This is a genomic window from Psychroflexus gondwanensis ACAM 44, from assembly GCF_000355905.1.
Lineage (GTDB): Bacteria > Bacteroidota > Bacteroidia > Flavobacteriales > Flavobacteriaceae > Psychroflexus > Psychroflexus gondwanensis.
Genome location: NZ_APLF01000009.1, coordinates 274,143 through 298,896, shown reverse-complemented (window position 1 = coordinate 298,896; position 24,754 = coordinate 274,143). Strand labels below are relative to the sequence as shown.

Here is a 24,754-nt window from a genome sequence, read left to right as displayed (position 1 = left end):
TTTTCAAATAATAAATAATAAAATGATAATTTGATGCGGTAGATGGAGGACTAAAAGTAATAAAAATCTCAATAATTTAGATTGAGTATCAATAAAACTTAGAGCAATTGATCTATAATAGCTTCTATCGATATGTTTTCTGCTTCAGCTTTGTAATTTCTTACTACCCTGTGCCTTAATATAGATGTGGCCACAGCTTGTATATCTTCAATATCGGGTGAATATTTACCTTTGGACGCCGCATGTGTTTTTCCTGCAAGCACGAGGTTTTGAGAAGCTCTTGGTCCTGCCCCCCAATCTACATACGTATTGATAAATTCTGATGATGACTCTGTATTGGGTCTGGTTTTACTCACTAAAGTTACAGCATACTCAATCACATTATCTGCGATTGGCATTTTTCTAATTAATTGTTGAATTTCAATAATTTCTGCAGCACTAAAGAGTGAATCGATCTGAGCATTGTGATTTTGAGTTGTCGCCTTAACGACATCCACTTCCTCTTGGTAACTAGGATAAGTAAGATTAACCTCGAACATAAACCTATCCAATTGGGCTTCTGGTAGTGGATAAGTCCCTTCCTGCTCAATAGGATTTTGGGTAGCAAGAACAAAATAAGGCTTAGAGAGCTTGTAATTCTTTCCGCCAACAGTTACCGCTTTTTCTTGCATGGCTTCTAGTAAGGCGGCTTGGGTTTTTGGTGGAGTTCTGTTAATTTCATCTGCTAGTAACATATTTGTAAAAACAGGTCCTTTCAGAAACTTGAACTTTCTATTTTCGTCCAGAATTTCAGAACCAATTATATCACTTGGCATTAAATCTGGTGTAAATTGAACTCTTTTAAAGTCTAGGCCCAATGCTTGAGAGATGGTATTGACCATGAGTGTTTTAGCTAGGCCAGGCACGCCCACCAAAAGGGAATGACCTCCGGAAAAAATAGATATTAATAAAGTCTCTACAACTTTATCTTGCCCTACAATTACCTTGGCAATTTCAGACTTTAAAGCCGCATACTTTTTTACAAACTCATCTAATTCCTGAACATCAGACATATTATTGTTTTATCCAAGATTTTGCAAATTCACAAGCTTTGTAATCTCCATTTATTTTAACGTAGGTATCTATAACCTTTTCGGCTTTCCACTCTTTTATTTCTCTTAACTTTTTCTGCTGTAAAGCCAGTTCTCGGATTTTTGTGTAATCTTTACTGAATTCAGCTATGTGCTCCGGGATCTTTTTGGTGACTGTAATGACCTTAAAAAAGATTTTAGCGGTTCTAGGCTCAGAATCTTTAATGACTTGAGACACTTCATTTTCTTTCAGGTCTATGACTTGGTCGTAGAGTGTAGGGTCTATCTTGGTCAACTCAAAACGTCTATCGCCAGTCGCGTTATTTATCAATTGGCCACCACTTTCTCTAGTTTCCATTTCATCGGACACTTCTCTTGCAGCCTCTTTAAAATCAACTTCTCCATCAACTATTTTTTTTCTAACCAGTTCAATTTCATCTTTAGCTTTTTGAATAGCTTCAGAACTAATTTCAGGATATAATAAAATGTGTCTAACATCTACTTGCTGACCTCTAATTTTTTCCACAGTAAGAATGTGCCATCCAAATTCAGTTTCAAAAGGTTTACTCACCTCACCCTCTTGTAAACTGAATGCAGCATCTTTAAATTCTTTTACAAAATTGTCTTCCCTAGTTAAGGTAATTTTACCTCCCTGACTCCTAGATCCTCTATCTTCAGAATATAAAACAGCCTTGGTAGCAAAACTTCCACCGGCAACTACATCGTCTCTATAAGAATTCAATTTGTCGATAACAGCTTGTTCCTCTTTTTCACCTACTTCAGGCCTTACAATAATTTGAGCAAGTTCTACCTCATCATTTATCAATGGAATTTCATCTTCTGGAATAGCCTCGAAGAAATCTCTTGTCTCTTCAGGGGTTATTTCAACCTCGTCCACAATAGATCCTTGCATCTCTTCAGCAAGCATTCTTTGGGTGTTGATTTCGTTAAGTTGGTCTCTCAGTTCACTTTCAGAATCGATTTTATAGAATTCTAATAGCTTATCCATACTACCGACTTGTCGTACAAATTGATCTATTTGTTGATCTGTAAAACTTTCTACACGAGAAGGATTGAAAGGCAAACTGTCTTGGACCGCATGATGAGCAAAAAGCTTATTCTCAAGAATTGTTTCGGCGACATCACAATAGGTAATTTCACCAATTTGTTGGTTTTTCATATCGATATATGCTTTAGAAATATCACTTTCTAAAACCAAATAATCTCCAACAACAGCGGCAACCCCGTCAATTTTTAAACGACCGTCTTGAGTCATTTTAGTCGCTTTCAATATTTCAGGGCTGAAATCTGACTCTTTTAGCAAGTTGTCTTCATCATCTATAGTCACTTGAGCTATAGTGATAAAACTAAAGAACAACATTCCTAAAAATGCAATAGCTTTTAAATTAATAGACTTTAAATTCATTATTTTTTGTAGCATCTTTTGTAATCTCTTTGTCAATTATTTTTGAAATATTTATTTTTTTCTTGTTGAGTAAAATCTGCTCAATAGTTGGTCTCACATAGCTTAAAGGCGCTTCATCGTTACGCTTTAAAAAGTCTTTGGAATAAAAGTAAAACAAATCGCTTTCATTTTCAAATTCCAAAAAACTATTGGCCTTTGATATTTCAGACTTTTCCAGCTGTATACCTTTGTTTTCTTCAAATTCTTTGACTACGTCGGTGACGCGAACCCAGATGGAATCGTTTAAAGATAAAGATTTGAATTCCAAAGACTTTTCTTGCAATGATAGCATATCTTCAGCATTAAAACGTACAAATTCACGTTTTATGTCACGCAAAGATTTCATTTTTTTATCCAATTGAAGGTATCTTAATTGAACTAAATCTTCATTCAATTTGAAATTGGATTTGTTGTCTTGATAGTACGAAGCAATTTCTGAGGAATCAATTTGAATTTTCAACTGTTTTTCAATAAGTGCATCCTTATAGGCCTTTTTAAACAATTGCTCTTCATACCTTTTGGACAAGTCTCTAAAATACGATTGTTGCTCTTGGGGTAAATTCAATTTTGCTCTATCTAAAAACAGCTTATCCCTAGCCCAATTTTGAATATAATTCCTAGCAGCTACAGTACTATCCATTTCTGAAAGATTACTGGATATTTGCTCGGAGAGCTCTTCGCGAGACAGGTAATGATTATTTACCCTCGCCACACTAGTCGTATTTTCTTCCTTACTAAAGAAAGCGCATGAACTCAGCATAACGGAACTAATAATCAGATAAAAAATTAATTTACTTTTCAAACTTTTGTTTTACTTGTTCTAAAACGTCCTTGTTGATCTTTATCGTATATCGATCTCTAAGATTTGATATCAGTTGTTCTTCACGTTTTTCTTGAAGACTGCTTATTATTTTACCGCTCACTTTATTAAATTCAGGGACAAAAGAAGGCTTTACTTCTGTGGCATTCATAATCAAATATTGGTCCAAGTAGTCATAAATCTTACTCACCCCTTCTTTGAATTTGAAAGCTTTAGGTATTTTGGATGAAGACTTCGAGATCGCCACCTGTTCTAAAATCACATCATCAGGTAATTGTATGGAAATAGTATCTAATAATATTTTTTCTTTTAGTCTGGATCTTACCTCTTTAATTGAGGATTTGGAAGCAGAAGTATACAGCTGACCTTCTATTTTGGAGTCTGTCACAAATTCATCTCGATTTTGTGTGTAATATTCGCGTTGTAAGATTGTGTCTTTTGAAGTGGGCTCCCAGACATTCGCAGACATATAATCAAAAATCAAAATCCCATTTTTATACTCCTCTATTCTGTTAGCAAAATCCTGATCTATTTCTTCCAATTGAGTTTTATGGTAAGCTAAAAGCTGATTATAAACCAGATCATTTAGCGCATCCTCAATAACTACTTTGTGTTCTGGCAATTTAGACAGGCTTCTTTGTTGCCTTTCTAAGTATTCTCCAAAGGTTTTGAAATCAACTTCCTTGTCTTCAACTTTAAACACATAAGTTTCAGGTAAATTTTCGCTTGGCGAGAACCTCCACTTCCCTTTATCAAAAGTACTGTCTAATGTTTTCAAGAAATAAGACTTAGCATCTTCATTTATAGTTACTTCGTAACGCGCTTCCAAATCTTCTTTAATCTTACTGACCAATAATTTTGACCTTGAAGAACTTTTGAGCCTTTTCTTCAAGTCTTCTTTTATGTCTTGGTAGGATTGTATAGGCTCAATTTCGATTAATTTTACAATATGCCAACCAAAGCTAGTTTGAAACGGCTCGGTATAATCGCCAGTATTCTCCAATTGAAAAGCTTCATTCTCGTAAGCTTTTGAGTTAAGTCCTCCTATCCCAAATGGAGCAATATAACCACCGTTACTGGCAGTATTCGTATCGTCGCTATATTGCTTTGCAAGGTCATGAAAATCGTCTCCACTCTCCACTTTCGCGTATATTTTGTCGATTTGCTCTTTAGGGTCTTGTAGCGAATCTTTTTTTACCACCATAATATGAGCGGTCTTGAGTTGACCTTTAGATGCCCGCTCTCCTGTTTTCTTTATAATATGGTAACCGAAGTCGGACCGTACTGGTTTTGAAATTTCACCGATATCCAATTTATAAGCTGCATCCTCAAATTCATAAACCATTTTAAAGGCATTGAACCAGTTAAGATCACCATCATTACGTTGAGCTGATGGGTCTTCTGAATACTGCTTGGCGAGCATGGCAAAGTCCTCACCATTTTCTGCTCTTTTCGATAGCATTAAGGCCTTATCGTAAACTTTAGCAGTGTCTTCATCATACTTAGAAAGATTCAATAAAATATGACTTGCCCTGACTTCAGTTTTGGTTCTGTCATAAGTTTCTTTTACCATCGCTTCCGTCACTTCACCATTGGAAATATAACTATCTGCAATTTGTTTATAATACCTGCTAAACTCTTTTTGGAAAGATTGTAAAGTATCTAGTTCCTGGTCGTAAGCCGATTTTATTTTTAATCGGAAGTTGATGTAAAGTTGGAGGTAATCTTCTAGATCTTCTTTTGAGGATGCCATTAATTCGGAATTCTTTTGGAAAGATTCTACGAAAGGATCAACTTGAAAAGTCTCTTCATCTATCTCAAATAATACATCATCTGATTCTTGTGCATTTGCTCCAAAAACAAAACATACGAAAATTATGTAAAAATTAAATAGGGGTTTCATTTTCTGAAATTTTAGAAGCAAAAGTAAGAAAAATGCTTACGCACACAATGTTTAAGTTTTTATAAAAATTTGAACTATTTCTCTCTTATCTTCAGATTTAAATTAAGATTGCATCCATGGAATATAAGACCGAAATTATCATCAACAAACCTAGACAGGAAATCATCGATGCGTTTGAAAATTCTAGTTTACTTCCACATTGGCAAAGAGGACTCAAACGAAGTCGGCTATTAAGCGGCAGAAACGGAGAAGTAGGCAGTAAACGAAAACTATACATCACCATAGAAGGTCAGTCTATAAAAATGACTGAAACAATTATTAAAAAGAATTTACCCGAAGAGTGGCATGGTGAATACTCTTCTAAGGGCATGGAGAGCGTTCAAAAAAATTATTTTGAAGACATCAGCGAGAATCAAACCAAATGGACCTCTTACAGCCAATTCAAATTTTCAGGTTTTATGAAAGTGATTAGCAAATTGCTCCCTGAGATCTTTAAAAAACGATCTGTTTTAGTCCAAAAAGATTTTAAAGCATTTATCGAAGACGGTAAGAGTGTGAAAACAAATTGAGTATGGTTTGATTTATAATAATAAATAACTTTATTTGTAAAAAATTTAAATACCGATGAAACAGATTATTTACATTGCTTTATTGACTTTAAGCTTCAGTGCTTTTTCACAAACTAAAGTGGGCACCATTAATAATGAATACATTTTATCTCAGATGCCAGAGATAAAGGATGTTGAAGAAAAATTAAAAACCTACAGCGCCAAGCTGGATAGTACCATTCAACAAAAATACGTAGAATACCAAGAAGTGGTAGCCAACTATAACGAAGGGGAGAAAGACATGAGTGACTTGATGAAGAAAATGAAGCAAGGGGAAATCGTCGACTTAGAAGAGGATTTACAAAACTTGCAGGAAAATTCTTCTAAAATGCTCCAATTGCAACAAGACGAATACCTGAGACCACTTTATAATAAAATAGGAAAAACAGTAGAAGCTATTGTTATAGAAGATGGGTTTACACAGATTTTTGATGAAAACAATAGCATCATCTATATCGATCCTAAATTTGACATCACTCTCAAAACTTTGAAAAAAATGGGAATTGAGGTCAAAGACACTCCAGACGTAACTCCTGAATAAATTATAGATTTAAGAATAAAAGCAAAAAGCTCGAAATAGTATTTCGAGCTTTTTTTATATGAACCTTAATTATCTACTATAATTAGGAGCTTCTTTGGTAATGGTAACGCCATGTGGATGACTTTCCATGATACCAGAACTTGTAATTTGAACAAACTGAGCATTCTCTTTTAAAGCTGAAATATCTTTTGCTCCACAGTAGCCCATTCCAGCTCTTAACCCGCCAATAAACTGTACCATACTCTCCACCAATTCTCCTTTATAAGGAACACGGCCTACGATGCCTTCTGGGACTAGCTTCTTAATATCATCTTCAACATCTTGGAAGTATCTATCTTTAGAGCCTTTATGCATAGCTTCTACAGATCCCATTCCTCTATAAGATTTAAACTTTCTGCCCTCATAAATGATGGTTTCTCCAGGAGATTCTTTGGTTCCAGCTAGCAACGACCCAAGCATCACACAATCTGCACCTCCAGCAATAGCCTTTGGAATATCACCCGTATATCGAATTCCTCCATCGGCAATTACAGGAACACCAGATCCTTTTATAGCCTCAGAAACTTCCATAACCGCAGAGAGTTGAGGAGAACCTACTCCAGCAACTATTCGTGTGGTACAAATAGATCCTGGGCCAATTCCAACTTTCACTGCATCTGCGCCAGCCTCTACCAAATATCTTGCAGCCTCGGCTGTAGCTATATTTCCAACCACAACATCGAGGTTTGGAAATTCTTTTTTAATGAGTTTCAAAACATCCACCACCCCTTTCGTATGGCCGTGAGCCGTATCAATAACAACGGCATCTACGCCAGCTTTTACTAAGGCTGTTGCTCTTTCTACAATATCATTGGTCACTCCCAATGCTGCAGCAACTCTCAGCCTCCCGTACTGATCTTTATTTGCTGAAGGTTTTTGAGTTAATTTTGTTATATCTCTGAAGGTAATAAGACCTACGAGTTCGTTATCTTTATTGATAACTGGAAGTTTTTCAATTTTATGTTTTTGCAAAATGACTTCAGCTTCTTTAAGGGAAGTCCCTTCACTAACAGTGACTAAGTTTCCAGTGGTCATCACCTCTTTAATAGGTCTGTCGTTTTTTTGTTCGAAACGCAAATCACGATTGGTAACAATACCTATTAATTTTTTAGAATCATCTACAATAGGAATCCCCCCAATACTGTGCTCTCGCATGCTATCGTTAGCATCTTTCACAGTAGCGGTTATAGGGAGTGTAACAGGATCTATGATCATTCCACTTTCAGCACGCTTCACTCTTCTCACTTTAAGGGCTTGCTGCTCTATGGTCATGTTTTTATGAAGAACGCCAATCCCCCCTTCTCTTGCAATAGCAATAGCCATTCTAGATTCTGTTACCGTGTCCATGGCGGCAGAGACTATTGGAACGTTAAGTGATATATTTCTTGTGAATTTGCTTTCGATACTTACGGTCCTAGGTAGAATGTCTGAGTAAGCAGGAACTAAAAGAACATCGTCGTAGGTAAAGCCTAATCCTTTTACTTTTGAATGTGTCATTGCAATTAGATTTAATTGCGTGCAAATATAGTTTTTTTGAAATTAAGTTACTGACACTTTAAGGTTTAGTTTAGAGTGTCAAATGTAATATCCTTTATATGAGTTAAAATTAAGAACTAAATTATACCAAATTAAAACTTAACCGCTCAAGAAGATAGATTTACGTGGATAGTTGAAGTTTTGGAAGTTGGAGATCCCCTATTTAGAAATCTACTTAAACACGATTTAGCCTTCAACTAGCCCGTAAACTTATTTATCTTCAATTTTTTAATCTAAAATAGAATCAGTTATAATAATCTCATAACTGGTTAAACCAAATCCATAATCCCCTAATTCTTGACTTGTGATTGTCCAATCTTCATTATTAACTGGTGAAAAAGTTGAGAGTGGATCAGATAAGTTAGAAGCCTCATAAATTTTAATTTCTTCTAGGGAATCTTCAGGTACTGGATTTTGCCCAATTACACTATCTTCTAGAATTAGTAAAGAAATATCAGAAGATATAACTCTTGTGGTGTCAATTTCAGACCCTAATTCTTCAGATTTTTCGAAAATAAGTACCAAGTCTTTAGTTGTTTTGTTATTAATAAAATATTCTACGGAACCAACCTCATCAACAACTATTTGACCGTTATCATCATTATCACTACAACTTACTAATAATACTAATACTAAAATTATTAGTAAGTTCAAGATTTTATTTTTCATAATTATGAATTTATTACATCTTAAAGATGTGAGAATTTAGATATTTTTGCTTCAATTTCTGAGTAACGTTTTTTTTACACCCTGTTTTTACTGGCGTTCAGGCGGGTTTAATTTTAGTCATTCTTGCATCTAAATTAGCAATTTGTTTTTGAAGTTCGATTACTTTTCTCTTTCTTTTTTGGTCAAGATATTCGTAAACAGTAGGTGGATTGTATTGATGCTTTTTATAAAGCATATTCCAAAGTATGGTGGCTAATTTTCTTGCAGTGGCAGAAACAGCAACAGCTCTCCCTTTTCTGTAGGCAATTCTATTGAAGAAATTAGAAAGGTGGGTATCTTTTAGATTTCCAATTGAATTTGCTGCTTGTCTTAGGGCAATTTTAAGTCTATTACTACCTTTAGGTGTTCGACTGCTAAGAATTCTTCCTCCTGAGACTTTATTATTTGGTGCTAATCTAAGCCAGGATGTAAAGTGTTGTGCGTTTTGGAATTTTAAGATGCCATTTTCGCCAAGTTCACTCATTAAAGTTAGTACAGTGCCGTGACTAAAACCTTCTATAGCGTACAAATCAATTCCGTCAAAGTATTGATAAGAAATAAGGTTTAAATCTATATTTTTCGGCGTGTTTTTATTTATTCTTTTATGTACTTTCTTATCAATACAAAGGGATTTTTTCACATCATCTTGATTGATACATTGATCCAAAATCTTTTTTATTTCTATATCACATTCAAAGATTAATCTTTGTGCATCTTGATATTTTTGTAGTTCTTGTTTTAAAACAAATAAATAATCTTGACGGTTATTACTTTGTAGGGCTTTTGCTATTTCTTTTTCAGATTTTTTACAATTTCCGTGTCTCAGCTTTGCAAGTTCTTCACCGCTGGTTTGACCATTACATATTGCATTTATAATGCGTAAACCAGTGAGTCCCACAATATCTTTTACTACTACATCCAATCTAAGATTCATCAGTCTCATATTTTGAGCCATTCTTTTAGAGGCTTTTGAAGTTGTATCAATTAAATTACCACGATGCCTTACTAAGGTTCTTAGATGTTCTGTTTGTAAATCAGGCAAAAAACTTCCCCGTAAAAGTCCGAGGGTATGTAACTTTTGAATCCACATACAATCTAGTACATCTGTTTTCTTTCCTTGGATATTTTTGGTGAATTTTCCATTGGTTAGAATTACTTCTATAGCGGAATTTTGTAATTCAGTAAATAAATTTTGCCAATAGGAACCTGTAGATTCCATAGCCACAGTTTTCACGTCATTTTCAAGTAGCCACTTGAGTAATTCTTTCATATCCTCAGCGTAAACTCCAAACTCTCTTACATCTGAGAGGTCTTGATTAATTGCTACAAAATGTGAGCGACTGCCAATATCAATTCCAGCTGCATTAGGATTGATGATTTCCATTTCTAATTTTCTCTTTGCCATTATTTTTGGTTTTAGATGAATAAAAAACCCAAAGAGAATGTATATTGTAAACAAGAAAATATTCTGAACGAGATATCCATAAAGGATTCATCAGTGTAATTATCACAAGCCTTTGATAGGTCAATATCAAAGGCTTTTCACATTCCAACCAGAATTGCGCACGAGCTTTTAAGGCATCAATTTGAAATCGGTCTTGCAATGGGCTAGCCAGTAAGATACAAACGTTACCTTAAAGTAATTATTTTTTTTTTGGAAAAGAGGGGAATTGTTGACAACGTTTAAAATTTATAGTAGAGTGTAAAAAAGATACTAGCTTTTCAGTATATCAAAAAAAACATAATAGAGGAATATGGTACTTATATTTATCCTAAGTTAAACTTCGGATAACGGTCTTTAAGGTTTAGTTTATAGAAAGACTTATGATTACTTTTCCTTCTGCCCTTCCTGTAGCTAGGTATTCGTAAGCATCTATCCCATCTTCAAGAGAATAAATAAAATCTACAATGGGTTTTATGGCTCTATCTTCAACCATAGTTGCAATTTCCTTCAGTTGTCCTGCATTAGGTTGCATCCACGTTAGCCTGTAAACAGCGGACTTCTCATCAATTAACTTTGATAATTTTTCGGGTAGTGTATAATCGGTCATACCCATTTGCTTTGCTGTTTCCTCGTCTGGTGGACCTACTATTGTCGTTACTTTCCCACCTTCCTTTATGATTTGAAAAGCATCAAAAGTATAATCGTCTCCTAAAGTGTCGAAAACGATATCCAAATTAGTAGAGACTTCTTTATAATCCTCTGTTTTATAATCGATCACACGGTCGGCGCCCAAAGCTTTAACCCAATCTACATTTTTAGTACTCGTAGTCGTATACACAATAGCTCCTTTTGCCTTTGCATACTGAATGGCAAAACTACCTACACCACCAGAGCCAGCATGAATTAGGATCCTATCATTTTCCTTAAGACCAACACGCTCTAAAGCTTGGATTGCAGTAAGTCCAACCAATGGTAAACCAGCAGCTTTTTCAAAAGAGACATTATCTGGTTTTTTAGCAACCATGTCACTATTAACCACAACAAATTCGGCTACTGTCCCCATTTGTTCTTGTGGGACTCTAGAATAGACTTCATCTCCAATTTCAAAATTATTTACATCTGCCCCTTTTTCAACAACTACGCCACTCACGTCAAAACCGATTGTACAAGGTAAGTTTAAAGCAATCATATCTTTCAATTGACCCTCCACTATTTTGTAATCTATGGGGTTTAGCCCAGCGGCTTTAACTTCAATTAAAATATCATTCGCCTTTACGGCTGGTTTTTTAATTTCTTTGATAGATAAACTATCTTTAATTTCACCGTATTTTACTATTTGTAAGGCTTTCATATCTAATGCTTTTTATATTGATTTTTATTATCAGTAATTTAAGGATTATTTCTGTCATTCAGTTTATCTGAAAGAATATCGGCCCAATTGTTTAAACTATCTTTTAAAAACATAAGGTTTCCTAACTTAACCTTTTCTGCTCTCAGGGTATTGAACAGTTTATTTGGAGTTGGAATGGCATCTTCTTTCAGTTATTTTCCATTATCGGAAATTAAACATGGACTTTCTTTCATCGAATTTCGATCTTTGACGATCAATTTCATTTACCCCATTTGCTTTATAATGGGAATTAGGATAATGTTATTTAGAAGTAACCTTTCACCGGTTTGGTTTACTCATAAATTATCATTCTCACATAAAACCAGTAATACCAAATACTGTGGGTAGGTCAAGTTTAAATCTCCCAGAAATGGTTTACATGCTTTCGTTATTAAACGGTAAACCGAATATATAGGAAAGCAAACTTGATTATTTATTTTTTGGAATTTCTCCATGACTGCCATGCACCAGATGACCAAATTGCCCAGGCTATAAGAACAGGCTGAAAGAAAAGCCTTATCAATCGAGCTGTATCAGAATTTAAAGCTCCAAAAGCATCTTTTCCATCCAGATACTGGGCCACGTTACCAGGAAATATGAGTATAAAGAAAATAGCAAGTGCCCATCCAATTCTAGCGCGTTGATTTTTCCAGAGTAATAAAGTGAGACCTAAGCACATTTCAACAATACCTGAAAGGATTACCACTAGATCTTTGCTTAAGGGTAGCCAATCTGGCACCTGAGATTGAAATTCTATCCTATTAAAGGTGAGGTGACTGAACCCCGTATAGATCATGAGTAAAGCTAGTAGTATTCTAAATATGTTTTGGGTTAAACTCGTTTTGACTTCTTTTTTCATCGTTATTATTTTTATACCACATGTTTATACTGGAAAAAATACAACCCTATAAGATCTATATAAATCGGATAAGGATTTACATAGAATTCCTTTATTGCATATATTAGATCCTATCTTTAAAATAATTTTTTGCCTGTTTTAGCAATACTAACAAGGAACTACAGTGACGTCTATTTTTTGAATCTGGAGTGCTGCATTCAAGGATCTAAAGCTATTAATAAAATACAATTTACTTATTTATTATTAAGAAAGCTAAACTGATATTAGAGTTAATACGTCGATGGCATTTTACAAATCAATATTTTTCTAAGTAAATTATTAAGTTTTTTATGTCTTTAAGCTGCTCAAGCCTTATTTTGCTATCCGGAAATCTGACTTAGGTTGAAATGAAAAAATACAATCAAAATGATCATTAAAAAGAAAAACTTTATGGCTAAAACCATTTGATAACAAAATTTAAGAACAGATGCTCAACGAGTTGTATTATTTTAGCATCTGTTTTTTAATTCAATGCTATGAAAAAAGAAATACACGACAAATTTATGTTGAAAGCCATTAGTTGGGCAAAAAAAGGAAAGGCCACTAAGGGAGGAGGAGCTTTTGGCGCTGTTATCGTAAAAGAGGGTCACATCCTTGCCGAAGGTCATAACCAGGTAGGGTCTAAAACCGATTGTACCCAGCACGCTGAACTCGCTATGGTACAGGAGGCCTGTAAAAAGCTAAAATCAAAATCTCTAAAAGGTTGCGTGTTGTACACCAGTTGCGAACCCTGCCTAATGTGTCTAGGAACAACTAGATGGGCAGATCTTGATCAAGTTTTTTTCGGTGCTTCTGCAGAAGATGCCAAAGAAGCGGGATATATCTATAGTGATCTTTTTTACCAGTCAAATACAGAGAATCGTCATATAGAATTTAAATTAAAACAAATGCTGCGCGATAAAGCCGTCGCAGTCTGGAAATCGTAATTATGAGTGAAGAAAAAGAAAAACAAGAGAATGTAGACCAAGAGCTTGAGCAAGCTGATGACAGTGAAATTAGTCAGGCCAAAAGTCACGGGGAGATTTTAAAAGAACAAATTTGTGAAGGACAAGAGATCTATAAACGGAGTATAAGTAGCATTTTACTGAGTTCGTTTACCGCTGGTTTGGAGATTGGCTTCAGTTATCTGATGTTGTGCAGCATTTTTTATTTTTATTCAGACAGCTTACCCGAAGAAAGTTTGTTTAAAATACTTGCCTTTGTATATCCGCTCGGGTTTATACTAGTTGTTCTAGGACAATCTTTATTGTTTACTGAGCAAACATCGCTGCTCACGCTACCGGTATTAAACCAACAGCGGAGTCTATGGAGCCTTTTGCGTTTATGGGGTTTAGTTATTGCTGGTAATCTTATTGGTGGTTATATAATAGGTATTGTACTCCTCTGGATAGGGCCTAAACTAAGGATATTTGACCACGAAACGGTTATTGCAATAGGGACTCACGTCGCGAATTTTGACTGGAATGTTATTTTAGTAAGCGCCATACTTGCCGGATGGTTGATGGGATTACTCTCTTGGCTCATCACGTCCTCAAAAGATACCATAAGTCGTATTGTCATTATCTTTATTATAACCGCTACGATGGCGTTTACCGGTTTACACCATAGTATTATAGGTAATATTGAAGTATTTTCTGCATTTCTAGTAGGACCAGAAATCACTTTTACAGACTACCTAGTTGTACAATCTGTTGCGTTACTCGGCAATGCAATAGGGGGTGCATTCTTTGTGGCTTTACTTAAGTATAGAGCGTTTGTATTTAATGTTCCCGATTCAAAAACAGGGTATTAATACATCCTAAAGATAAAAAGTTAGTCTTATCTTGATATAATCATATACCAACAAGCGGTTAAGTTAACCCTGAAGGATATGGGCATTCATGGTGGTTTACCGACCAAAGCAATGCTTAATTATTGTAGGCGGTTTTTATTTCATTTTCAATATTATCCAAATATATTTTGTCCATTGGATTTGAATAAGTATCGTGCATTTTTTTACCTCCAACGTAGAGTTCTTTTGCTTTTTTCAAACAAGATTTGTATTCAGTTAATTTATCTAAACTCAAGAAAGCTAAAGCAGAATAATATTGATTTTCAGCCAATTCATTCGTATGGGATTGCTTCTTAAACATTTTAATGGCATTTTCAAATTCTCCAGTTTCTAAATAAAGCACTCCAAGATGCAAATAGTCATACTTTCCCACAAAGTTCTCATATTCGTTTAATTTGATTTGGTTTTCAATAATTGTTATCGCTTTTTCTTTTTGTCCAATTGCTTTATAGCATAAACCTTTTGCAATGTTTAGATGATATGTTCCGTTTTGAGATTGTCCAATATCATAATCCACTAAACTATCTAGTTTTTCAATATCTGCAATAGTGCCTTTATAATCTCGGAAAAATTGATAACGACACCAACCTCGGTATCCTAAATATTCTTTTGGGTTATATTCAACTGCTTTGTCTATAAGTTTTTTCCAAGTCACAAAATCGCCGCTTTTTAAATAAGCAATAGATTTTGCCCAATAAGCATAGTCAAATGTTGGGTCAATCTTCAATGATTCATCCAGAATAGTTTGATATTCTTTACTAAATTGGTAGTGACCATTAATTTCCATTGCTTTTTTACAGGCTTCATATTTTAAGGTGTCGCCATAATATTTAAAAGCCTCACAATTGGGTAGTGCGAGTACACTCGAAAAAGAAAACAACACTAGTATTAGATTTAATATCTTCATCAAGGTAAAATTTCAGTTAGTTGTCCGTTCGTAATTTTAAAAATAAGATACATATAGTAATCAACAGGAACTTCTCTTCTGTATAAAACTTTCCAATTTTCAATACTTTTTGTTATGTCCGCAAGTTGAGTAACAATTCTATTGTCAAATTTAATTTCTTGGTAGTTGTAGTCAGATTGAAAAATCCTAAATCGTCCAGCTTTTCCTTTGCAGTTTACAAAAAATCTTATTCTGATTAAGCCATTTTGTTCTTTGTCGGCCAGTGGTATGTATCTTGATTTAAATATGTTTAGAATTGCTGACTTTTCTCCACTATAAATTGGACCTTCTCCTAAATTGAAGTATTGAAGGATTTCATCATCTCCGTGACAAGCTTTAAAGTCCAGTTGATCAATCTTATCATTTTGTTCAATGTCTCCAACCCAACGTAAATAGTCCTGTTTTTCTGAGACTTTTTTCTCCGATTGACAACTCAATAAAATTGAAGCAAAAATTAAAATTACTATTAGTTTCTTCTGCTTTCTGTAGTTTTTCATAATGTTTGGTAACATTCGTATAAACCTTATTCAAATCTTCATTATGGGGTATAACTCTATTTAGGTGATGTTTTATTTTCATCTAAACTAATACTTTCATCCATATTACCCAATGGTCTTTTCCGTGGTTTTATTATGAATAGACAAAACTCGAGTGTATATTTCTTTGGTTTTAGTGAATTGATTCTGCTTTCTTTGCTATGGTAATGAAAGGCTAACCAGAACATAGCTAGACGCCTCGATGACTTGAATTTGTAGGCACTTAAGTCGGTAATGAGCTACACAATTAAAAGGTTTACTCTTCTAAACCTAAAAAACCATTCCCAAAAATCAACTCATCCCCATAGATCATCGACAAACAATAGGTTCAGTCAACCCCAAAGGATCGGGGCAATCATCTGGGGTTATCGAAAATAAAGCACAAGCTTTAACGTCCACATGAATGTTTAGTTATTGGCGATAGTTTCTATTTTTTCGGCAGATATAGTTTCATATTCCCAATTTCCAATTCGTCTAAATGCCCCATCTTATTTTCATCCTTCGTTATTAAGTGCATATGGACAAATGAGTCGTGATGTGTAAAAACTCCTTTATGTTCTGTAGAGAAAAATCCAACTATTTCAGACTCTTCTTCAGTCAAATTATAATTAACTTGTCCCTGATGTGCCTCGTCTGGTGAAGAGACCTTGGTTCCTTCTGGTAAGTTTTGAGAGTGAATAATAGCTGTTGAAACTTCTCCTTTTAATTTAAAAACAAATGGTCGCTTGCGTTTCGTCGTTTTTTCGTCAATAAATTTTTCCAAATCTTGGATTGATATAATATTTGATGGCAATTCAAATTCGTTCCATTCAGTTACATTGGCATATACAAAGAAAGGTGCAGATATGTCAAAACTTTTCTCAACTGTCATTGTAGAATCAGAAGTTACTTTCGATATGTAACTCTGTCCGTCATTGATTAGTAATTCGCCCGCCAAATAGCTAACAGGTCCAATTCCATAGAGTCCCTTCTTGTTCAAAATGCTGTCTAATTCAATTTTGCTCTCTAATTCACCTTTCCACATTACGCTTTTCAGTGCTCCAACAATTTTTATATCAGAATACTCTTCTGTTGAATTAGATTCTTTTTTAGTCGAGTTGCAACTTATTATTCCGATTGTTAGTAATACAAGTATTAATTTTCTCAATTTTATTCTGTTTTTGATTGGTTTTGTCAAAATGTTCGTTAAGTATTTAACGCGTAGCATCCCGAAGGGCGCTATAATTTCATATATAGTGTTGGTGGTCGCTTTAATTCTTTTTTTAGTTCTTCGGTTATGTTATTTTTTGATAACCCAAATTTTTCTAAGCTTTCCCAAAATTCTTTTTTAGAGTTTGATAGTTCAAATAGCTTTTCCTTTCCATAAATTCTATTTGTTTGTTCTCAAATTAAAGCACCAATCATATATGGAATTGAAGTTTCATTTTCTTAATTACCACTAACATCCGTATAAACCTTATTCAAATCGTCATTATAGGGTATAACTCTATTTAGGTGATTTTTTATTTTCATCTAAACTAATACTTTCATACCTATTATCCAATAGACTTTTCTACGGTTTTGTTATGAAAAGACAAAACTCGAGTATTTATTTTTTTGGTTTTAGTAAGTTGATGCTTCTTCCTTTTCTATGGTAATGAAAGCCTAGCCAGAACATAGCTAGACGTCTCGATGACTTGAATTTGTATGCCCTTAAGTTGGTGATCAGCTAAACAATTAAAAGGTTTACTCTTCTAAACCTAAAAAACTATTCCCAAAAATCAATTAACCCTCATAGATCATATACCAACAAGCAGTTAAGTTAACCCCTAAGGATCGAGGAATTCATGTTGAGTTATCGAAAATAAAGCACAAGCTCTACCTACCACACGAATGCTTAGTTACTAACGGCCGTATTTTTTCTTCATTTGTTCGTTAAAAACAATGACTAAGTTTTGGTTTAAAATTTTATTATGTCGGATTACAACATTCCATTCAGGAATCTTTTTTGCAATTCTAACCGCCTCTTTTATATAAATGTTTTCCGGGTCGTCAATAAGATTGCTTCCATCAATTAGAAAAGTGTTCTCCCAGTCAATATTTCTTAGTTTTCCATTTTTTCTAGGTTCAACGCTTACCCAAACTAGAAGATGTTTGTTACTCAAATCGGGTAGCTTACTCCATTCTACATTTCTGTAAATAAAGCTCAGATAGACGTTTGGATCAGAAGATGAAAATTTGGATTCTCTTAAGACTGAATTTTTATAATCTGTGGTTTTGATTAAAACTCCATTTTTGAATTCAAGAAGTTTTTCATTTGGATAAATTGAAGTGTTTTTGTGATGAGTTCCTCTGCAAACAATACAGGTTCCTCTGAAAGTAGTTAAAGAAGAATTTACCCAGTCGGCAAAAATTCGTTTTTCTGTAGTAGAGAAAACTTTGTTTAATCCGATACTAATTTCACTACTGTATAATGAACTTAAATCCGTCAAATAAAGGCTATCATTTTCAATAAACCATTCTGTTTTATAGTTTCTCCATAAATAACTTAAAATAACAGAATCCTTTGATTTTTCAACTCTATTAAGTCCAATTTGACTTGTAATGACTTGGTTTAATTGCTCCCAATCAGCCTTTAGTTCCAATGGGTTTGAGTAAAGATTCAAAGTGTCGGACTTCCAAATTAAGACATCTGTACTTTGCCCGTTTGCCATGGTTGCAAAAATTATCGTTATTATATAAATGAATTTTTTCATAAGCTTGCTTTAAACCCTATTCAACTCTCCTCTATAGAGTATAACTCTATTTAGACCTTGTTTTTCACATCAATTCTTTGCTGGCAAACATTTTATTCCGCCTTTAGCAATTCTAGAGTATAGTTCATTTGTGTATCTATATTTTTTATAAAATCTTCAAATGATTGTGTCACTTCTAAATCTGGTAATAGGCCTCTATTATAAGATTGATTGGATTTTTGCGGTACATCTTGTTCTAAATTTACTATTGAAAACCGTGTTACGATTTTTGATTTAGGCAATTTATATTCCATAGGAGTATGTCCATTGTGTCCGTAATATCCACCGATTGTTTCCTCACCTATCGTTATGGTATTTTCGTTTCCTGCAACCATGGAGGCAAATAAACTACCAGCTGATGCGACTGCTGGACTTATTAATAAGTAGATGTTACCTGTGAAGGCATTTTTTTTAGGTAACCTTATCGTGTGGTCATCGCTATTTTCATTTTGATAATAATTCTTATCTTTTTCTAATGGGAAATTATCTTGAAGTTGCCGATTGTATTTGCCCACAAGTAATGGTCTAATGAATTTAGGGATACCAATGTTATAATATTTGAGTAAGGGTATTTTTTTAAAACTAATCCAAGCTTGTTTGTTTTCTTGAAATTTTCTTTGCGTTAAGTATGAATAAGTAACAAGGTCATTTGGGTCATCACCACCACCATTTTGGCGAACATCTACAATCAAGTTTGCAATTTTGTTTTCTTTGATTTTGGTAAATACACTGTCTAAAAATTTAGCATATTCTTTATGTTCTTCTGATGATTCATTACCCATACTAAAAGAATGGATAGTAAGTAATCCACTTAATGAATCAATTTTTTGAAAGGAATATTTTTGATCATAATCTAGATCAGCATAGTAGATTTGATCAAAAGGTTTTGAATGCCTAGCTCTAAATCTTTCATAATATTTTGAATAACTCACGCTATTTATGATGATTTCTTCACTTTTATTAGCATTGTGTTTCTTATAATCAATTTTGAAATTAGTTTGTAAGCCATAATTTAATCTGAAATATTTCGAAAAATGTGTTCTTATTCCAAGTCTTTTTCCAGTAAGGTTTTGTCCGTCTGTTGTGTAATATTTATTGAGTTCAGATATTACCTCAGATATAGGAATATCATTAATTGAAATAATTTTAGCTCCTAAAGGTATTTCTCCATTTTTTGAATTAATCAACCATTCGCCTTGTATCCATTTAAGTGATAATGGGAAATAACCAGTTTTTTCTTTCCGTAAATTTTGCCGTTTCTTATTGGGTATGGATGTATCATTATGCAGGCTGCCTTCATAATCGGTTACTTCTGAAATTAAATTATAAAACTCTCTATATGTGGTTAGGTTTTTAATTTCGTTTTCTGCCCAATTATAAACACTATCGATTTGTTGTTTAGTTCTGTATTTATAAAGTCCAGAATTTACTTTTTGTCGAATTTCTTTAAAAACAGCTAAATCTTTTGACATTTTAGTCTTTGAAAAGGGCTCGTCAATAGATTGCCCAAATCCAATGGAGGAGGTGATCAGTAGAAGGAAAAAAAATAATGATTTTCTCATTAAGGTAGTTTTTTCTAATGTGGTATAACGTTTAATGTAAAATGCGTTTTAATGCATTTTTACATAGTGTTAGCGGTTTGTTGTTTTATTTTCCAAATAGTCTTGATAATAATCCTTTTTTCTTATTCTTAATGGACCAGACTAATTCAGTTGGATGTCTTTCAGTAAATTGATTAGGACCAAATTTCCCCCAAGCAAATCCATCTTTATTTTGTCCATTTCTTAAATCCGCTATTGTCCATTCTTCTCCTTCAAATTTTGCTAAAAACTCCTTGAACTCGGGATTTTCGTTTTCAAATTTGGGTTTGGGAATACACACCTTATTTTGATCCCAAACTGTCATTACAGTTTCGTCATGAATTTCATTTAAATGACACTTATCAGGACTGTTATATAATTCAAGTAAATGATGCAGGTATTCGTTTAGATTTTGAGAATGAACGACAAACACTGCTGGGTCATGACAGGCAAAAAATACTTTACCAAGATTTCCGTTTTTGTCCAAATCCAGTATCCAATGATTTCCAAATCCATCATGTCCGAGAGTCAAAGAATTAGCAGATAATTCCCAAAATCCGAATTCGCCAATTGAGTCGAAATAAATCCTTTCTGGGCCATAGCCATCCCAGCCCTTAGTCTCCTTAAGGATTTCAATTAGTTCGTTATCGATTTTATTGTTGGGAAATTGTTCTTTCAGATCTTCAATTTCAGAATCAGTTAAACCGTCTTGAAATTCGAGTTGGTAATCTTCTCCATCTTCATCAGTAAATGTAGACTCCTTAAGTTTCTTTATTATTTCAAGATTTGTCATTTCATCTGTTTAATAACCGCTAACATCCGTATAAACCCTATTCAACTCTCCACTATAGAGTATAACTCTATTTAGGCGGTATTTTATTATCAACTAAACTAACACTTTCATACATATTACCCAATGGTCTTCCCTAAGGTTTTAAAACTAAACCTTTACCCCCATCAATTCTCGGGATAAGCATAATTCATTCTTCAGAAAACAAAATAATGAAAAGCCCCGCGTGAGGGATTGAAGCGGTTACCCCGAACTAAAAAAGCAGTAGTCTTACCTGAGTAAGGCTACTGCTTTTGTGGAGGCGTAATAGCAAAAAGCCCGACCCCGTCCCGATTTTTATCGGAACGGGGTCACGCCCATCTACTTTTTAAAAAAATTACATATTTCTACGGTACTGTCCGCCGACTTCAAAAAGAGCTTCTGTGATTTGACCCAAAGAACAATACTTGGTCGCTTGCATCAATTCTTCGAAGATATTTTCATTTTTGATAGCTGCTTCTTGTATGCGTTTTAGGTTGTCTTGAGCTCTATCTTCATAAACCGTATGCAATTTGTTGAGTGTATCGATTTGGAACTCTTTCTCCGTCTCTGTCGCTCGAATCACTTCCCTTGGTTTTACCGTTGGCGATCCCTTGGAACTCAAGAACGTATTCACCCCAATAATTGGAAATTCGCCTGTGTGCTTAAGCATTTCGTAATGCAGACTCTCTTCTTGAATTTTACTTCGCTGGTACATCGTCTCCATCGCTCCCAAAACTCCGCCACGCTCCGTAAGACGATCGAATTCTAACAAGACCGCTTCTTCTACAAGATCTGTTAATTCTTCAATAATAAAAGAACCTTGGATAGGATTTTCGTTCTTCGCTAAGCCTAATTCTTTGTTGATGATTAACTGGATAGCCATTGCTCGACGTACAGATTCTTCTGTAGGTGTTGTAATCGCTTCATCATACGCATTGGTATGTAGAGAATTACAGTTGTCGTAAATGGCATATAGGGCTTGGAGAGTAGTTCTAATGTCGTTAAAATCTATTTCTTGGGCATGAAGCGAACGACCAGAGGTCTGGATATGATACTTCAACATTTGCGCCCGTGAATTCGCTCCATATTTGTCGCGCATAGCTTTGGACCAGATTCGTCTCGCGACCCTACCAATAACCGCGTATTCTGGGTCTATCCCGTTGGAGAAAAAGAAACTTAAATTGGGGCCAAACTTATTGATGTCCATTCCACGGCTTAAGTAGTATTCCACGTACGTGAATCCGTTAGAAAGCGTTAAAGCTAATTGCGTAATAGGGTTGGCACCGGCTTCAGCAATATGGTATCCAGAAATAGAAACCGAGTAGAAGTTTCTCACTTTATTTTCAATAAAATACTCCTGAACATCTCCCATGAGACGTATAGCAAACTCCGTTGAGAAAATACAGGTGTTCTGAGCTTGATCTTCCTTTAGAATATCGGCCTGTACAGTTCCTCGTACCACAGCAATAGTGTTCTGTTTAATCTTCTCATAAACATCTCTAGGCAAAACCATATCTCCAGTGACGCCAAGCAACATCAATCCAAGTCCGTTGTTTCCTTCTGGAAGCTCGCCTTGATAGGTTGGCCTTTCACTCCCATTTTTTTTATAGATGGCTTTTATCTTGGCTTGTACGTCTTTCTCTAGTCCGTGTTCTTGAATGTGTTTTTCACACTGCTGGTCGATTGCGGCATTCATAAAAAAGCCAAGCAACATTGGAGCAGGTCCGTTGATGGTCATGCTCACAGAGGTCATGGCATCTGCCAAATCGAAACCTGAGTATAATTTTTTAGCATCATCTAGGCAGCAAATAGAGACCCCCGCATTACCAATTTTACCGTAAATATCGGGTCTGTGGTTAGGGTCATTTCCATACAGGGTCACCGAATCAAAAGCTGTAGAAAGTCGTTTTGCAGGTAATCCCGCACTTACATAATGAAACCGTCGATTGGTTCTTTCTGGCCCACCTTCTCCGGCAAACATTCTGGTTGGATCCTCCCCCGTTCTTTTGAAAGGATATAATCCAGCCGTATAGGGGAATTCACCTGGAACATTTTCTTGTAATAGCCATTTTAGTAAATCACCCCAAGCTTTGTATTTTGGTAAAGCGACTTTGGGTATTTTAAGATGAGAGAGAGACTCGGTATGCGTATCGATTTTTATCTCTTTATCTCTGACTTTAAACGTATAGACCTCATTTGTATATTTCTGAACGACATTTTCCCAATCTAGAACCTTCTCCCAGTTGTATGGGTCAAGGTCCATCTTCACTCTATCAAATTCTTTTTTAAGCAATTCGACTAAGGTTTCGTTATCCTCTGTAAGCGTTTCTTTTAATTGCGCTTCATCTATTCCATTTTTATCAAGCTGAAGTTTGCTTTCTGTAACACTTTCTAAGGTTTTAAATATACCATAGAGTTTTTGAGCAACTTCTACCTGAGAGTTGGCCTTATCATCATAAGATCTGTTGCTTTCTGAAATTTCTGAAAGGTAACGCGTGCGCGCCGGTGGGATGACGAAAATTTTCTCTGACATCTCATCCGTGATCTGGTAATCACTTTTTAGAGTGGTAGACGTCTTTTCTGAAAGTTGATCCATAATTCTTTTGTAAAGAATATTCATTCCAGGATCATTAAATTGGGAGGCTATAGTTCCATAAACAGGAAGGGTTTCTGGTTTAGCATCCCATAAATTGTGGTTACGCTGATATTGTTTTTTGACATCGCGAAGTGCATCTTTTGCGCCACGCTTATCAAATTTATTGATCGCCACAAGATCTGCGAAATCTAACATGTCGATCTTCTCCAATTGTGTGGCGGCCCCAAATTCTGGCGTCATCACGTAAAGAGAAATATCGGAATGGTCTAGAATTTCAGTATCACTTTGACCGATCCCCGAAGTTTCTAAAATGATTAAGTCGTAGTTAGCCGCTTTTAGGACCTCAATCGCTTCTTGAACATATTTTGATAAAGCTAAATTAGATCGACGTGTTGCTAAAGAACGCATATACACTCGCGGAGAGTTAATAGCATTCATGCGAATTCTGTCTCCTAGCAATGCTCCGCCTGTTCTTCGTTTGGAAGGATCTACAGAGATAACTCCTATTTGCTTGTCTTCAAAATCGACCAAGAAGCGCCTGATCAATTCGTCTACCAATGAGGATTTACCAGAGCCTCCAGTTCCAGTGATTCCTAGAACAGGGACTTCATTTTTATGGGCTTCCTGTATCGGTGAGAATATTTTTTTAAATTCATCATGACGGTTCTCAGCTAAAGAAATCAATCTAGCGATAGTATTGACATCTTTTTGTTTAAGACGCTCTGCAGTTTTATCTGGTGCTTTTAATTTTGGAGTGGGAAAATCAGATTTTTCCACCAAATCGTTAATCATTCCCTGAAGTCCCATTTTACGTCCATCATCGGGAGAATAAATCCTAGTGATGCCGTGTTCCATTAATTCTTCAATTTCTTCTGTAAGGATGACTCCACCTCCACCGCCAAAAATCTTAATATGCGTTGCTCCCTTTTCCTGAAGCAAATCGTACATGTATTTGAAGTATTCATTGTGTCCGCCTTGGTAAGAGGTTAAAGCTATAGCATTAACGTCTTCTTGAATTGCCGTATTGACTACTTCTTCCACGCCTCTATCGTGTCCAAGGTGAATAACTTCAACTCCCGTGGATTGTATGATACGACGCATCACGTTGATAGCAGCATCGTGTCCATCGAACAAAGAGGCAGCAGTAACAATTCTGATTTGATTTTGAGGTGTATATGGTTTTTGTTGCTCCATTATGGTGTTGAATTATTATGAAAATTTGGACTGTAAAATTACGAAATATTCAACTCAACGCCTT

At 35.0% G+C, this 24,754-nt stretch carries 20 protein-coding genes; 4 read left to right on the top strand and 16 right to left on the bottom strand.

Going from position 1 to position 24,754, the window contains the following annotated elements:
- Positions 1 to 98: 98 nt before the first annotated feature.
- Genes PGOND44_RS10225 through PGOND44_RS10210 form a run of 4 tightly spaced genes read right to left on the bottom strand, consistent with a single transcriptional unit; the run spans position 99 to position 5,258 of the window.
- Entirely contained in the window at positions 99 to 1,052 is a 954-nt protein-coding gene (locus PGOND44_RS10225) for an AAA family ATPase (protein WP_003441091.1), read from the bottom strand.
- 1 nt (position 1,053) lies between these two features.
- Entirely contained in the window at positions 1,054 to 2,496 is a 1,443-nt protein-coding gene (locus PGOND44_RS10220) for a peptidylprolyl isomerase (protein WP_003441088.1), read from the bottom strand.
- On the bottom strand, positions 2,477 to 3,337 hold the full coding sequence (locus tag PGOND44_RS10215) for a hypothetical protein (protein WP_003441084.1): 861 nt from the start codon (positions 3,335 to 3,337) through the stop codon (positions 2,477 to 2,479). The genes PGOND44_RS10220 and PGOND44_RS10215 overlap by 20 nt, the downstream gene beginning before the upstream one ends.
- Positions 3,327 to 5,258, bottom strand: coding sequence for a peptidylprolyl isomerase (locus PGOND44_RS10210; RefSeq protein ID WP_003441081.1), 1,932 nt, complete (start codon positions 5,256 to 5,258; stop codon positions 3,327 to 3,329). The genes PGOND44_RS10215 and PGOND44_RS10210 overlap by 11 nt, the downstream gene beginning before the upstream one ends.
- 116 nt (positions 5,259 to 5,374) lie before the next feature.
- Here PGOND44_RS10210 and PGOND44_RS10205 point away from each other — a divergent pair, with 116 nt between their 5' ends.
- Positions 5,375 to 5,827 carry an SRPBCC family protein gene (locus PGOND44_RS10205; protein WP_003441066.1) on the top strand — a complete coding sequence of 151 codons (453 nt, stop codon included), beginning with the start codon at positions 5,375 to 5,377 and terminating at the stop codon, positions 5,825 to 5,827.
- 55 nt (positions 5,828 to 5,882) lie between these two features.
- Positions 5,883 to 6,407, top strand: a complete 525-nt coding sequence (locus PGOND44_RS10200; protein ID WP_003441063.1) for an OmpH family outer membrane protein — start codon at positions 5,883 to 5,885, stop codon at positions 6,405 to 6,407.
- A 69-nt stretch (positions 6,408 to 6,476) separates the two neighbouring features.
- On the opposite strand, the gene guaB is transcribed toward PGOND44_RS10200, so the two are convergent.
- From guaB to PGOND44_RS10170, 5 genes are all read right to left on the bottom strand, one after another.
- Positions 6,477 to 7,943 carry an IMP dehydrogenase gene (guaB, locus tag PGOND44_RS10195; RefSeq protein WP_003441058.1) on the bottom strand — a complete coding sequence of 489 codons (1,467 nt, stop codon included), beginning with the start codon at positions 7,941 to 7,943 and terminating at the stop codon, positions 6,477 to 6,479.
- 267 nt (positions 7,944 to 8,210) lie between these two features.
- On the bottom strand, positions 8,211 to 8,651 hold the full coding sequence (locus PGOND44_RS10190; RefSeq protein ID WP_003441055.1) for a hypothetical protein: 441 nt from the start codon (positions 8,649 to 8,651) through the stop codon (positions 8,211 to 8,213).
- Between the two features lie 97 nt (positions 8,652 to 8,748).
- A complete protein-coding gene (locus PGOND44_RS10185; RefSeq protein ID WP_003441052.1) occupies positions 8,749 to 10,095 on the bottom strand; it encodes an IS110 family RNA-guided transposase in 1,347 nt (448 codons plus the stop codon).
- A gap of 400 nt (positions 10,096 to 10,495) precedes the next feature.
- A complete protein-coding gene (locus PGOND44_RS10175; protein WP_003441048.1) occupies positions 10,496 to 11,485 on the bottom strand; it encodes an NADP-dependent oxidoreductase in 990 nt (329 codons plus the stop codon).
- Positions 11,486 to 11,957: 472 nt separating this feature from the next.
- Complete coding sequence (locus tag PGOND44_RS10170) at positions 11,958 to 12,383, bottom strand: DoxX family protein (RefSeq protein ID WP_003441044.1); 426 nt, start codon at positions 12,381 to 12,383, stop codon at positions 11,958 to 11,960.
- Positions 12,384 to 12,898: 515 nt separating this feature from the next.
- Between PGOND44_RS10170 and PGOND44_RS10165 the strand changes: the two genes are divergently transcribed.
- Together PGOND44_RS10165 and PGOND44_RS10160 are read left to right on the top strand one after the other, a co-directional pair.
- Positions 12,899 to 13,348 carry a nucleoside deaminase gene (locus PGOND44_RS10165; RefSeq protein ID WP_040555999.1) on the top strand — a complete coding sequence of 150 codons (450 nt, stop codon included), beginning with the start codon at positions 12,899 to 12,901 and terminating at the stop codon, positions 13,346 to 13,348.
- A gap of 2 nt (positions 13,349 to 13,350) precedes the next feature.
- Positions 13,351 to 14,214 carry a formate/nitrite transporter family protein gene (locus PGOND44_RS10160; protein ID WP_003441038.1) on the top strand — a complete coding sequence of 288 codons (864 nt, stop codon included), beginning with the start codon at positions 13,351 to 13,353 and terminating at the stop codon, positions 14,212 to 14,214.
- 115 nt (positions 14,215 to 14,329) lie between these two features.
- Here the strand turns inward: PGOND44_RS10160 and PGOND44_RS10155 are convergent, their stop codons facing one another.
- The 7 genes from PGOND44_RS10155 to PGOND44_RS10125 all read right to left on the bottom strand — a co-directional run bounded on the left by PGOND44_RS10155 (position 14,330) and on the right by PGOND44_RS10125 (position 24,690).
- Positions 14,330 to 15,160 carry a tetratricopeptide repeat protein gene (locus tag PGOND44_RS10155; protein WP_003441034.1) on the bottom strand — a complete coding sequence of 277 codons (831 nt, stop codon included), beginning with the start codon at positions 15,158 to 15,160 and terminating at the stop codon, positions 14,330 to 14,332.
- Positions 15,160 to 15,696 carry a hypothetical protein gene (locus PGOND44_RS10150; RefSeq protein WP_003441031.1) on the bottom strand — a complete coding sequence of 179 codons (537 nt, stop codon included), beginning with the start codon at positions 15,694 to 15,696 and terminating at the stop codon, positions 15,160 to 15,162. The genes PGOND44_RS10155 and PGOND44_RS10150 overlap by 1 nt, the downstream gene beginning before the upstream one ends.
- 466 nt (positions 15,697 to 16,162) lie before the next feature.
- Positions 16,163 to 16,882, bottom strand: coding sequence for an acetolactate decarboxylase (locus PGOND44_RS10145; RefSeq protein ID WP_003441030.1), 720 nt, complete (start codon positions 16,880 to 16,882; stop codon positions 16,163 to 16,165).
- A gap of 736 nt (positions 16,883 to 17,618) precedes the next feature.
- Complete coding sequence (locus PGOND44_RS10140) at positions 17,619 to 18,470, bottom strand: hypothetical protein (RefSeq protein ID WP_003441029.1); 852 nt, start codon at positions 18,468 to 18,470, stop codon at positions 17,619 to 17,621.
- A gap of 92 nt (positions 18,471 to 18,562) precedes the next feature.
- On the bottom strand, positions 18,563 to 20,071 hold the full coding sequence (locus PGOND44_RS10135) for a S41 family peptidase (RefSeq protein ID WP_003441028.1): 1,509 nt from the start codon (positions 20,069 to 20,071) through the stop codon (positions 18,563 to 18,565).
- A gap of 85 nt (positions 20,072 to 20,156) precedes the next feature.
- Entirely contained in the window at positions 20,157 to 20,882 is a 726-nt protein-coding gene (locus tag PGOND44_RS10130) for an SMI1/KNR4 family protein (RefSeq protein ID WP_003441027.1), read from the bottom strand.
- Between the two features lie 373 nt (positions 20,883 to 21,255).
- Complete coding sequence (locus PGOND44_RS10125; RefSeq protein WP_003441026.1) at positions 21,256 to 24,690, bottom strand: methylmalonyl-CoA mutase family protein; 3,435 nt, start codon at positions 24,688 to 24,690, stop codon at positions 21,256 to 21,258.
- Between the last annotated feature and the right edge of the window lie 64 nt (positions 24,691 to 24,754).